This is a genomic window from Kitasatospora sp. NPDC001095, assembly GCF_053598615.1.
On the sequence record NZ_JBSFKQ010000020.1, the window covers coordinates 101419 to 113148 of the forward strand.

Consider the following 11730-nt stretch of genomic DNA (forward strand, 5'->3'; position numbering starts at 1 on the left):
GCATGACCGACGTACGGAACCGGACCGTGGACCTGCCCGGAGCGACGCTCGCCTACCGCGAGAGCGGACGGCCCGGCGGACCGCCGCTGGTACTGCTGCACGCCCTCGGCGAACGCGCCGCCGACTGGGACACCGTCCTGCCGGACCTCGCCCCCGCCCACCGCGTGTACGCGCTCGACCTGCGCGGCCACGGCGACAGCTCCCGCACCGCCTCCTACTCCCTGGAGGCGATGCGGGACGACGTGCGGGCCTTCCTCGACGCCCTCGGCCTCGCCCGGGTCGACCTGGTCGGCCACTCGATGGGCGGCGCCGTCGCCTACCTGCTCGCCCAGGCCGCGCCGGAGCGGATCGACCGGCTGGTCCTGGAGGACATCCCCGCGCTGTACCCGCGCCCGGCGAGCGCGCTGCCCGAGGACCCGGACCCGGACGTGCACTTCGACTGGGCGATGGTCCGGGCGGTCCGGGCCCAGCTCGACGACCCCGACCCGGCCTGGCGGGCGGGCCTGGCCCGGATCACCGCCCGCACGCTGGCGGTGGCGGGCGGCCCGGCCAGCCACATCCCGCAGGAGCGGATCGCCGAACTCGCCCGGCTGATCCCGGACTGCCGCCTGGTCACCGTCGAGGCCGGGCACCTGGTGCACGCGGCCCGGCCGGCGGAGTTCGTCGCCGCGGTGGCGCCGTTCCTGGCCCGCTGAACCGCCGGGGCCGGGCGGATCAGACGCCGTGCTCGACGGGCAGCCGCCCGTTGCGCACCGCCGTCAGCAGGTCCGCGTGGTCGGCCTCGGTGCGGTCCGCGTAGGCCACCGCGAAGGCGGCGACCGCCTCGTCCAGCGCCTCGCTCTTGCCGCAGTACCCGGCCAGCAGGCCCGGGTCGACGGTGTGCGAGTGCGCCCGGGCCAGCAGGGCGCCGGTGATCCGGGCGTAGTCGTCCAACTGCGAGGGCTGCAGCGCGGCCGGGTCGACACTGCCCTTGCGGTTACGGAACTGCCGTACCTGGTACGGGAGTCCGTCCACCGTCGTCCAGCCCAGCAGGGTGTCGCTGACCACCTGCATGTGCTTCTGGCCGAGCACCACCCGGCGGCCCTCGTGCCCGTCCGGCTCCGACTGCGCCCCGGCCGGCAGGTACGGCAGCAGCACGGACGGACGGGCCTCCTTCACCTGCAGCACCAGCGGCTGGTCGCGGTGGTCGGTGAGCAGCACCACGTACGAGCGGGTGCCCACGCTGCCGGTGCCCACCACTCGGAACGCCACGTCCTGCACCCGGTAGCGGGACAGCAGGGTGCGCACTTCCGCCGGCACCGTCTCGACGTACGGGCCGAGCGCGTGGGCGACGGCGCGGGCGGTCGCGTCGGTCACCTCGGTGAGCACCGGGGGAGCGGCCGTGAAGCGCCAACCGCCGTCCGCGGTCCGGGTGGTGCTGCGGGCGGCGAACCGCGCGCTGGTGTTGCCGAGCGCCTTCGCGCCGACCTTCCGCAGCACCTCGGCGAGGTCGTGCGCTTCGGCGAAGGAGACCAACTGCTCGTCCGCGATGGCGTTCCAGGCGTCCAGTCCGGGGAGCTTGGCGAGCGTGCGCACGGTCCGGCGGTAGGAGCCCGCCACGTGCTGGGCGGCCTCGCGCGCGGTGGCCTCGCTCGCCCCGGTCTCCCGGGCGGCCAGCACCAGGCTGGCGGCGAGCCGCTTGAGGTCCCACTCCCAAGGGCCGCGGACGGTCTCGTCGAAGTCGTTGATGTCCAGCACGATCTGGCCGCGCGCATCGCCGTACAGGCCGAAGTTCGCGGCGTGCGCGTCCCCGCAGAGCTGCGCGTTCACCCCGGTCACCGGGGTGCCCGCGAGGTCGGCGGCCATCAGTCCGGCCGAGCCGCGCAGGAAGGCGAACGGGGTCGCGGCCATCCGGCCGACCCGGATCGGCACCAGCTGGGCTATTCGGCCGGTGTTGGAGGCCTCCAGCGCGGTCACGGCCGTCGGCCGGTCGGGCGCGGGCGTGAACTCCGCATGCCGCTCCCGGGGCACCCGTGTCCGCAGCTCCTTGCCGCGTTCCCGCGCCTGCCCGTCCTGCGCCGAGGCGAACCCGGCCACCGCGAACCCGCGCCGGGTCCGCTCGTCCCGCCCCGCCGTCGGTCCCGACTGCGCCTCGACCACCTCGGCCCCACCCACGTGCGCCACTGTCCCAGCCCGTCCCTTCCGGTCCTCACCCCGTCCGCGACCTGCGCGGACGTTCGTTCGGGGGGATGGACGTACGGGGTGGCGCGGTGGTTCCGGGGGAGGGCGGTCCGCTTGCGGTGTGCGGTGTGCGGTGTGCGGTGTGCGGTGTGCGGCGGGGGCGGGGAGGACTTGCGGGCGCGGCGGAGAGGGCGAAGGCCCCCGGGGCAGCGTGCGTTCGGGGGAGGGGGAGGTGCCGGGTAGCGTGGTGCGGGTGAACGATCTCGGGGGGAACGGTCTTCGGGCGCACCGGCGTACGCGCCTGGCGGCGGGGTGCGCCGCCGTGCTGACGGTGGTGGCCGGGCTGGGCGTGCGCGCGGTGCCGGGCGGGGAGTTCGCCAAGTGCGCCGGGGACGCGCTCTACACAGTCCTGCTGTACGCCCTGCTGGTGCTGGCCGTGCCGAGGGTGCGCCCCGGCCGGGCCGCCCTGCTGGCCGCCGCGCTCAGCTGGGCCGTGGAACTGTTCCAGCTCACCGGTCTGCCGGACGCCTGGGGGCGGCACAGCACGGCGGCCCGGCTGGTGCTGGGCTCGACCTTCAATCCGCCGGACCTGCTCTGGTACCTGGTCGGCGCGGGCTGTGCGGGCCTGCTCCACCGGCTGCTGCGGACCTCACGGGTCGCAGCGGCCGGCGGAGCGGGAGCCGCCTGAACGGGTCCGCCCGGGCCGATCTCCTGACGTGGCGTCAGAGCGGCAGCAGCTCCGGTCGCTTGGGCTCGAGGTGGTCGCCCGAGGACTCGCCGCGCAGGCGCCGGCCGACCCAGGGCAGCAGGTGCTCACGGGCCCACTGGATGTTCTCCCGCCGCTGGTCGGCGGGGCTGAGCGCGCGGGCGTTCGGCCACGGGGCCTCCGGGTCCTGCTCGGTGCGCAGGCCCAGCGAGCGGGCGGCCAGCAGGGCGACCCGCTGGTGGCCCTCGGGGGACAGGTGCAGGCGGTCCTCGCTCCACGCGTGGCGGTCCTGCACCGCGCGCAGCGACCACAGGTCGGCCACCTTGCAGCCGTTGCGGTCGGCGACGGCGCGCATGTGCCCGTTGTAGGTGGCGATCTTGCCGCGCAGGTGCTTCAGCAGCGGCACGTCCTTGGTGTCGAAGCCGGTGCAGATCAGCACCGTTCCGGCGCTCTCGGTGAGTTGGACGACGGCGGCCTCGAAGCGCTCGGCGACCTCGTCCGGGTCGGCGCCCGGCCGGAGGATGTCGTTGCCGCCGGCGCAGAAGGTGACCAGGTCGGGCTGGAGGCGCCGCACCTGCGGCACCTGCTCGGCGGTGATCTGGTCCAGCAGTCGGCCGCGCACCGCGAGGTTGGCGTAGCGGAAGGCGCCCGGCGGGCGTCCGGCGGCGAGGAGCCCGGCGAGGCGGTCGGCCCACCCGGCGAACCTGCCGTCGACGCCGGGATCGTTCAGGCCCTCGGTGAAGCTGTCCCCGAGGGCGGCATACGAATCGAGGTCAAGGGTCTCCTGGAGATTCGGCATGAAGGAGATAGTTCACCCAATCAAGTGACCTACGCCACCGTAGGTGACCCCGGCGGCACGTGAGATGGGCCACGTGACCTCTCGGCCCTCTCCGCCGGGCGCCCGGCGGCGGCTGCCGCCCGGCCACGGCGGCTGCCACCGGATGCCCGCGGAACGGCCCCGGCGGTCCGATGCGCCGGTGCCTGCGCCGGGTGCGCGGGGGCGTGCGACCGCCGGGAGCGCCCGTCCGGGTGTGCGAACGGTTCCGTCGGGGCAGCCGCCTTGGGAACGAAGGTGTTCGGCCCCGGGAGCCCCGAACTCCGTGCGACGAACTCCCCGCGATCCAAGGATGGTTGAGCCATGCTCACGCAGACTCCGGAGCGCCACGCCCGGCCGCGGCGCTACCTGATGTGCCGGCCGACGCACTTCACCGTGGACTACACGATCAACCCGTGGATGGACCCCTCCCAGCCCACCGACACCGCGCTCGCCCTGCGGCAGTGGGAGCGGCTCTACTGGACGTACCGCCGGCTCGGCCACACCGTCGAGCTGATCGACCCGGTTCCCGGCCTGCCCGACATGGTGTACGCCGCCAACGGCGCCACCGTGCTGGACGGCCGGGCCCTGGTCGCCACCTTCCGCCACCCGGAGCGGGCCGCCGAGTCGGAGGCCTACCAGGCCTGGTTCCGCGAGCGCGGCTACCGCGAGGTGCGCCGCGCCGGGCACGTCAACGAGGGCGAGGGCGACCACCTGGTGGTGGGCCGCCGGGTGCTCGCCGGGACGGGCTTCCGCACCTCGCGCGCCGCGCACGCCGAGGCCGGGGAGCTGTTCGGCGTCCCCGTGGTCAGCCTGACCCTGGTCGACCCGCGCTTCTACCACCTGGACACCGCACTGGCGGTGCTCGGCGACGACCACGTCATGTACTACCCGGAGGCCTTCGACGCCGACAGCCGCTCGGTGCTGCGCGCGCTCTACCCGGACGCGATCCTCGCCGACCGCGCCGACGCCGAGGTGTTCGGGCTCAACGCGGTCTCCGACGGCCGCCGGGTGCTGCTGCCGGAGGCCGCCAAGAACCTGGCCGGCCGTCTGGTCGAGCACGGGTACCAGCCCGTCCCGGTGGACGTCTCGGAGCTGCTGAAGGGCGGCGGCGGGGCGAAGTGCTGCACCCTGGAGCTCAGGCCGGAGTGAGGGCCCGCCCGGAGCCGGTTCCCGGCGCCGTGACCAGCAGCACCTCCAGGGTGCGCGGCCCGTGCACCCCCTCCACCCGGTCCAGCTCGATGTCGCTGGTGGCGGACGGCCCGGAGATCCAGGTCTGCGGCCGTACCGGATCGAGTCGTGGCAGCGCCAGCGGCACCGAGGCGACGACCTGCTCCGGCACCCGCACCACGCAGACGTGGTGGTCCGGGACGAGTGAGAGCAGCCGCCGCCCCTGGCCGGGGCCCGCGTCCAGCACGATCGTCCCGGTCTCGGCGACGGCCAGCGCGCAGCCGGTCACCACGCTGTCCACCGCGTCCAGTCGGGCGGCGGTCAACGTCCCGTCGTCCGGGAGGAGTTCGATCCCCTCGGCCTCGGCCTCGGTGAGCCAGGCGGGCGGCAGCCCGGCGGGCACCACGGCCGTCCGGCTGCCCCGCTCGACCAGCAACCCGGCGATCCTCCCGGGTAGTTCGTCCTCGGGGGAGCGGTGCACCAGGGCCCGGTAGTCGGCCAGGTTGCGGTGCAGCAGGTCGAGCAGCGCCGCCGGGTCGTCCGTCGGCACGTGTGCGGTCAGGTAGTCGCGGGGCAGTGGCTGTTCGGCGACGGCGGCGGTGTCGCCGAGCGCGGCCCGGATCCGGCCGAGGACCAACTCGCGGGAGGTGGAGGGCCGTTCGGGCGGATTGCGGTCGGACGTGGTCATCTGCGGTTCCTCCGCCACCAGTCGCGGAACGGTTCGGCCGGCACCTCCGGCAGGTCCCGGGTGTCGCTCCAGGCCCGTCCGGGCCCGGGCAGCCGGCGCGGGTGCAGCCGCCGGGTGCGGCCGGCCAGCCGCTCGGCGGCGGTGAGCGCCGCCGGGTGGTCCAGCACGAACCCGGCGGCCGCCATCGCGGCCCGCTCCAGCGGGTGTCCGCCCTGCTCGGCGACCCGCTCGCGCAGGTGCACCAGTACCTCGGGGATGTCGATCGCCACCGGGCAGGCCTCGTAGCAGGCCCCGCAGAGCGAGGAGGCGTACGGCAGCGAGGCGTCCACCGGGCTCGCGGTGCCGCGCAGTTGGGGCGTCAGGATGGCGCCGATCGGCCCGGGGTAGACCGAGCCGTAGGCGTGCCCGCCGGCCCGCTCGTACACCGGGCAGACGTTGAGGCAGGCCGAGCAGCGGATGCAGCGCAGCGCCTGGCGGCCGACCCGGTCGGCGAGCGCGGCGGTGCGGCCGTTGTCCAGCAGCACCAGGTGGAACTCGGACGGGCCGTCGCCCGCCGTCGTCCCGGTCCAGAGCGAGGTGTAGGGGTTCATCCGCTCGGCGGTGGAGGAGCGGGGGAGCAGCTGGAGGAAGACCTCCAGGTCCCGCCAGGTCGGCACGACCTTCTCGATCCCGACCACGGAGATCAGCGTGCGCGGCAGGGTGAGACACATCCGGCCGTTGCCCTCGGACTCGACCACCACCAGGGTGCCGGTCTCGGCGACCATGAAGTTGGCGCCGGAGACGGCGACTTCGGCGCGCAGGAACTTCTCCCGCAGGTGCAGCCGGGCGGCCTCGGCGAGTTCCGCGGGGGAGTCGGTGAGGCCCTCGGGCGCCGGGCGGCCCCAGGAGGCCATCCGGTCGGCGAAGACCTCCCGGATCTCGGCGCGGTTGCGGTGGATCGCCGGCACCAGGATGTGCGAGGGCCGGTCGTCGCCCAACTGCACGATCAGTTCGGCGAGATCGGTCTCGTAGGCGGTGATCCCCTCGGCCGCCAGCGCCTCGTTGAGCTCGATCTCCTGGGTGGCCATGGACTTGACCTTGACGACCTCGGTCCGGCCGGTGGCCCTGACCAGTCCGGCGACGATCCGGTTGGCCTCCTCGGCGTCGGCGGCCCAGTGCACGGTGCCGCCGGCCGCCGTGACGGACTCCTCCAACTGCACCAGGTAGCGGTCGAGGTGGCGCAGCGTGTGGTCCTTGATCGCCTTCCCGGCGGCGCGCAGCCGCCCCCAGTCGGCGAGTTCGGCGACGGCCCGGGCCCGTTTGTCGCGGATGGTGTGGGTGGCGTGCCGCAGGTTGGTGCGCAGCCGCTCGTCCCGTACGGCCCCGGCGGCGGCCTCGGGGAAGGCGGGCATGCCGAGGAACGCGTGACTCACGACGGCCTCCAGGGGTGTTCCTCGGTACTGGCCAGGATCTCCGCCAGGTGCAGCGGCCGCAGCGGCGCGCCCCGGCGGCGCAGGGTGCCGCCGAGGTGCAGCAGGCAGGAGTTGTCGGCGCCGCACAGCACACGGGCGCCGGTGCTCAGCGCGTTGGCGGTCTTGTCTTCGGCCATGGCGGCCGACACCGCCGCGTTCTTGACCGCGAAGGTGCCGCCGAAGCCGCAGCACTCCTCCGCCCCGGGCAGCTCGACCAGTTCCAGGCCCCTGACGGCGCCCAGCAGCCGGCGCGGGCGCTCACCGAGGCCGAGCAGGCGCAGGCCGTGGCAGGACGGGTGGTAGGTGACGGTGTGCGGGAAGTACGCGCCGACGTCCTCGACGCCGAGCACGTCGGTCAGGAACTCGGTCAGTTCGACCACTCGGGGCACCAGCGCGGTGGCCAGGTCGGCGAGTTCGGTGCCCCGGCCCTCGGTGGCGGCCCTGGCGCCGATCCGGGGGTAGTTGTCCCGGACCATCGCCACGCAGGATCCCGAGGGCGTCACCACGTGGTCGTACCCGGCGAAGGCCCTCGCCGTCCGTCGGAGCAGCGGCTCGCAGGCCCTGCGGTAGCCGGTGTTGTACTGCGGCTGCCCGCAACAGGTCTGCCCGGCGGGGAAGTCCACCGCAACGCCGAGCCGTTCCAGCACCCGGACGGTGGCCACCGCCGTGGCGGGGAACAGCGCGTCGTTGACGCAGGTGGCGAACAGCGCGACCCGCATCCGGGCTCCCTCCTGCCGAACTGCTGCCGAACTCCTGTCGAACTCCCGGCGGACGTACGGACGTACGCGCGCACGGACGGTGCCGGACGCCGAGCGGCACCGGTCCGCTCGTGATCGTACCGAGCGGACCGGTGCCGCGGTGGGACCTCGGGTGCCGAGCCCCGGGCTCAGGCCCGGGGGCCGGGACTCAGGCGCCGAGCCACAGGTCCGGGCCGAACACCTCGTAGTGGATGTCCGCCGCCGGGACGCCCGCGGTCAGCAGCTGCTCGCGGACGGCGCGCAGGAAGGGGAGCGGGCCGCAGAGGTAGGCGGTGGTGCCGGCCGGGACCTCGACGGTGGAGAGGTCCACCAGGCCGGTGCGCTCGGCCGGCCACTCGCCGAGCGGCTGCTCGTAGAAGACGTGCGAGGTGGCGTTCGGCAGCGCGCTGGTGAGCTGCGCGAGCTCGGCCCGGAAGGCGTGGCTCAGCTGGTCGCGGTCGCCGTGGACGGAGACGATCCGCCGGGTGGAGCCGGTGGCGGCCAGGTGGTCGAGCATGGCGGTCATCGGGGTGTTGCCGATGCCGGCGGAGGCGAGCAGCACCGGGCCGTCGCCGTCGGCCAGGGCGATGTCGCCCAGCGGGGGCGCCAGCTCGATGGAGTCGCCGGCCTTCAGGTGGTCGTGCAGGTGGCCGGAGACCTCACCGCCGTCCTCGCGCTTGACGCTGAAGCGCAGCGCGCCGTCGGCGCCGCCGGAGAGGCTGTACTGGCGGATCTGGTGGGCGCCGTCGGCCAGTTCGGTGCGCACCGAGACGTACTGGCCGGGGCGGAAGGCGGGCACCGGGCGGCCGTCGGTCGGGCGGACCAGGTAGGTGGTGACGGCCTCGGTCTCCTGGACGCGGGCGACGACGGTGTAGGTGCGCCACAGGTCGGCCGGGTCACCGCCGGCGGCGACCTCGGCGCGCAGCCGGTCCTCGATGGCGATCAGCGCGTTGGCCATCAGCCAGTAGACCTCGTCCCAGGCGGCGGCGACCTCGGGGGTGACGGCCTCGCCGAGCACCTCCACGATGGCGGCGAACAGGTGCTCGTGGACGATCTTGTACTGGTCGTTGCCGATGCCGACGGAGACGTGCTTGTGGGCGATGCGGGCGAGCATCGCGTCCGGCCGCTGGTCCGGGTCGGCGATCAGCGCGGTGGCGAAGGCGGCTATCGAGCCGGCCAGGGCCTCGCGCTGGCTGCCGTTGGCCTGGTTGCCCCGGTTGAAGAGGTCGCGCAGCAGCTCCGGGTGCGCGGCGAACATCCGGTCGTAGAAGCGCGGGGTGATGTCACCGATGGCGGCGCCCACGACGGGCAGGGTGGCCTCGATGACCTCGGCGGACTTCGCGGACAGCATCAGACGGCTCCTCATTGGTATCTGAGATGCGTATTAAAGGCCGCAGGGTGGTACGCGGCCCCGGGTGGGCTGATCAGCCTGTGGGTCCGGCGGCCCCGGTGGGTGCGGTGGTCAGGTCGAGCAGGACCGGACCGGTGGGGGAGGCCACCAGATCGGCGACCGAGAGGTGGTCGAGCGCCGCGAAGAACGCCTCCTGGGCGCCCCGCAGTGCCCCGCGCAGCCGGCACGCGGCCCGCAGCGGACACGGCGGATCGTCCTCGCAGCCGACCACGTCGCCGACCCCCTCCAGCTCCCGCAGCAGCAGCCCGAGCGAACCGGTCCGCCCGGCGAAGGTGAGCGTCAGCCCGCCGCCGCGACCGCGTCGGGCCTCCACCACTCCCATGTGCTGCAGCCGGCTGACCACCTTCGCCGCGTGGGTGTACGGCACGCCGACCGACTCGGCCACCTCGCGGGTGGTCGGGGTGTCGCCCTCGTCCAGGACGGCCAGTCGCATGGCGATCCGTAGGGCGATGTCGGTGCTCTTGGTCAGCCTCACGTTCGAAACGCTATCGAATGCGAGTCTCCGACTCCAATTTTCTGCACGACTTCGATCGAGACCCTCGACACACCGGTTCGCCGGGGGTGCTTGCGATCGAATCTGAACAGTTGGCGACATTAGTAATCACTCCCTGACGGAATGTCAGGGCGGCTCTTACGCTTCCCCCGGCTCCGAACACCACCACATCCGCACCGTTCGTACCGCCGAGCAGCTGGAGAGATCCGTGAGAACAGCCCGCACACCCCGCCGTACCCGGACGGCCGTGGCCGCGATAACCGCGACCACGGCCGCGCTGCTGGCACTGCCCGCGACGGCCGAGGCCGTCACGCCGCCGCCGGGCGTCGCCGCGCACGTGGCGGTGGCGCCGTACCCGGCGGGAGTCGCGCTGACGCCGGACGGCGGCCACGCCTACGTGACCAGCCAGAGCAGCGGCGCGGTCAGCGTGCTGGACACCGCGAGCAACACCGTTTCCGGCACCTTCACCGCCGGGACGGGCTCGTACGCCGTGGCCGTCTCGCCCGACGGGCACCGGGCCTACCTGACGCACCACCTGGACAACACCGTCAGCGTCGTGGACACCGCCACCGACACCGTCACCGCGACCGTCCCGGTCGGCGCCCAGCCCTGGGGCCTCGCCCTCTCCCCGGACGGCTCCCGCGCCTACGTGAGCAACGCCGCCGCCGGCACCGTGAGCGTGCTGGACACGTCGTCCGCCACCGTGACCGCGACCGTCCCGGTCGGCGCCGAACCGCACGGACTGGCCCTCTCCGCGGACGGCACCCGGCTGTACGTCGCCGCCTCCGGCGCCAAGGCGGTCACCGTGGTCGACACCGCGGCCGGCACGGTGAGCGGCACCGTCCCGGTCGGCCACAGCGCCTTCGGCCTCGCGCTCAGCCCGGACGGCACCCGGCTGTGGGCCGCCGACGGCGACGACGCCACCGCCGCGGTGATCGACACCGCGGCCGGCACGGTCCTCGGCACCGTCGCGGTCGGCTCCGGCCCCTACGCCGTGGCCCTCTCCCCGGACGGCGCGGCGGCCTACGTCTCCAACTACGCCGGCAACACCCTCAGCGTGGTGGACACCGCGAGCCGGACGGTCACCGCGACCGTCCCGGTGGGCGCGAGCCCGTACAGCCTGGCCCTGACCGCCGACGGGCGGCACGGCTACCTCGCCGACTTCACCGGCAACGCCGTCGACGTGGTGAACTTCCCGCTCCCGGTGCCGGACGTGACCGCGATCAGCCCGAACGGCGGCTCCGGGCTGGGCGGCACCGCGGTGACCATCACCGGGACCGACCTGGCCGGCGCCACCGGCGTGACCTTCGGCGCGGCCGGCGCCGCCACCTCCTTCAGCTGCACCAAGGCGAGCTGCACCGCGACCGCCCCCGCCACCACCGTCACCGGGCCGGTGGACGTCCGGGTCACCGCGCCCGGCGGCACCAGCGCCGTCGTCGCCGCCGACCGCTTCACCTACACCGCCCCCGCCGCCCACCTGGGCGTCGCCCTCACCGCGACCCCGGTGACCGGGCTGCTCTCCAGCCGGGTCGACTACACCCTCACCCTCACCGGCCAGGGCCCCGACCCGGTGACCACGGCCACCGTCGCCGCCGACCTGCCCGCCGGGCTGAGTGCGACCTCCGGCGACTGCACGATCGCGGGAGGAAAGCTCGGCTGCGCGCTGACCGCGCCGCTGGCCAAGGGCGTGAGCACCACCCGGCACTTCTCGATCACGGTCGGCCTGTTCTCGCTGCTCCGCAGCTGGGACGTCACCGTGGCCCGCACCGCCGGGGTGCCCGCCGACCCCTCGCCCGCCACCAGCCGGGCCACCCGCAGCTGCAGCGCCGTCCTCGGCCTGCTGGTCACCTGCAAGTAGCGCCTACCGGCCGCGTCCGGGCAGCCGCGTCGGGCCCCGCCGAAACCTTTCGGCTGGGCCCGACGCGGCCTGGCGCGGCCCGGCGCTGCCGGGCGGGCGAACACCGACCGGCTCCGCAGGCGCCGAAGCACCTGGCAAACGGCCGGGGCGCCGGCCCCCCCGGGGGGTCGGTGGGCGGCGCCCCCCCCCACACGGGGGCGGGAAGCGCCCAGCCGGCGGAACGCACAGGCAGGGAGAGAGAG

11 protein-coding genes are annotated in these 11730 nt (G+C 74.6%); 4 read left to right on the forward strand and 7 right to left on the reverse strand.

Annotated features, from left to right (window positions below; translation table 11 throughout):
* Positions 1-2 precede the first annotated feature (2 nt).
* Complete coding sequence (locus ACWDBB_RS18990; RefSeq protein WP_449790696.1) at positions 3-695, forward strand: alpha/beta fold hydrolase; 693 nt, start codon at positions 3-5, stop codon at positions 693-695.
* Positions 696-714: 19 nt separating this feature from the next.
* On the opposite strand, the gene ACWDBB_RS18995 is transcribed toward ACWDBB_RS18990, so the two are convergent.
* The gene (locus tag ACWDBB_RS18995) at positions 715-2163 is read right to left on the reverse strand and encodes a DUF2252 domain-containing protein (RefSeq protein WP_449790697.1); all 1449 of its coding nucleotides are present in this window, start codon (positions 2161-2163) and stop codon (positions 715-717) included.
* 244 nt (positions 2164-2407) lie between these two features.
* Here ACWDBB_RS18995 and ACWDBB_RS19000 point away from each other — a divergent pair, with 244 nt between their 5' ends.
* A complete protein-coding gene (locus tag ACWDBB_RS19000; protein ID WP_449790709.1) occupies positions 2408-2848 on the forward strand; it encodes a ribosomal maturation YjgA family protein in 441 nt (146 codons plus the stop codon).
* Positions 2849-2882: 34 nt separating this feature from the next.
* On the opposite strand, the gene ACWDBB_RS19005 is transcribed toward ACWDBB_RS19000, so the two are convergent.
* On the reverse strand, positions 2883-3665 hold the full coding sequence (locus ACWDBB_RS19005) for an SGNH/GDSL hydrolase family protein (RefSeq protein ID WP_449790698.1): 783 nt from the start codon (positions 3663-3665) through the stop codon (positions 2883-2885).
* A 339-nt stretch (positions 3666-4004) separates the two neighbouring features.
* Here ACWDBB_RS19005 and ddaH point away from each other — a divergent pair, with 339 nt between their 5' ends.
* Positions 4005-4832, forward strand: a complete 828-nt coding sequence (gene ddaH / locus ACWDBB_RS19010) for a dimethylargininase (protein ID WP_449790699.1) — start codon at positions 4005-4007, stop codon at positions 4830-4832.
* On the opposite strand, the gene ACWDBB_RS19015 is transcribed toward ddaH, so the two are convergent.
* The 5 genes from ACWDBB_RS19015 to ACWDBB_RS19035 form a co-directional block, all read right to left on the reverse strand.
* The gene (locus tag ACWDBB_RS19015) at positions 4819-5538 is read right to left on the reverse strand and encodes a LutC/YkgG family protein (RefSeq protein WP_449790700.1); all 720 of its coding nucleotides are present in this window, start codon (positions 5536-5538) and stop codon (positions 4819-4821) included. The genes ddaH and ACWDBB_RS19015 overlap by 14 nt on opposite strands.
* Positions 5535-6929 carry a lactate utilization protein B gene (locus ACWDBB_RS19020; protein WP_449790710.1) on the reverse strand — a complete coding sequence of 465 codons (1395 nt, stop codon included), beginning with the start codon at positions 6927-6929 and terminating at the stop codon, positions 5535-5537. The genes ACWDBB_RS19015 and ACWDBB_RS19020 overlap by 4 nt, the downstream gene beginning before the upstream one ends.
* A gap of 17 nt (positions 6930-6946) precedes the next feature.
* Positions 6947-7708, reverse strand: a complete 762-nt coding sequence (locus ACWDBB_RS19025) for a (Fe-S)-binding protein (RefSeq protein ID WP_449790701.1) — start codon at positions 7706-7708, stop codon at positions 6947-6949.
* A gap of 187 nt (positions 7709-7895) precedes the next feature.
* Entirely contained in the window at positions 7896-9077 is a 1182-nt protein-coding gene (locus tag ACWDBB_RS19030; RefSeq protein ID WP_449790702.1) for a globin domain-containing protein, read from the reverse strand.
* A 73-nt stretch (positions 9078-9150) separates the two neighbouring features.
* Positions 9151-9612: an RrF2 family transcriptional regulator gene (locus tag ACWDBB_RS19035; RefSeq protein ID WP_449790703.1), complete on the reverse strand. Its 462-nt coding sequence runs from the start codon at positions 9610-9612 to the stop codon at positions 9151-9153.
* 265 nt (positions 9613-9877) lie between these two features.
* On the opposite strand from ACWDBB_RS19035, the gene ACWDBB_RS19040 reads away from it, so the two are divergent.
* Entirely contained in the window at positions 9878-11488 is a 1611-nt protein-coding gene (locus tag ACWDBB_RS19040; protein ID WP_449790704.1) for a YVTN family beta-propeller repeat protein, read from the forward strand.
* The last annotated feature ends 242 nt before the right edge of the window (positions 11489-11730 follow it).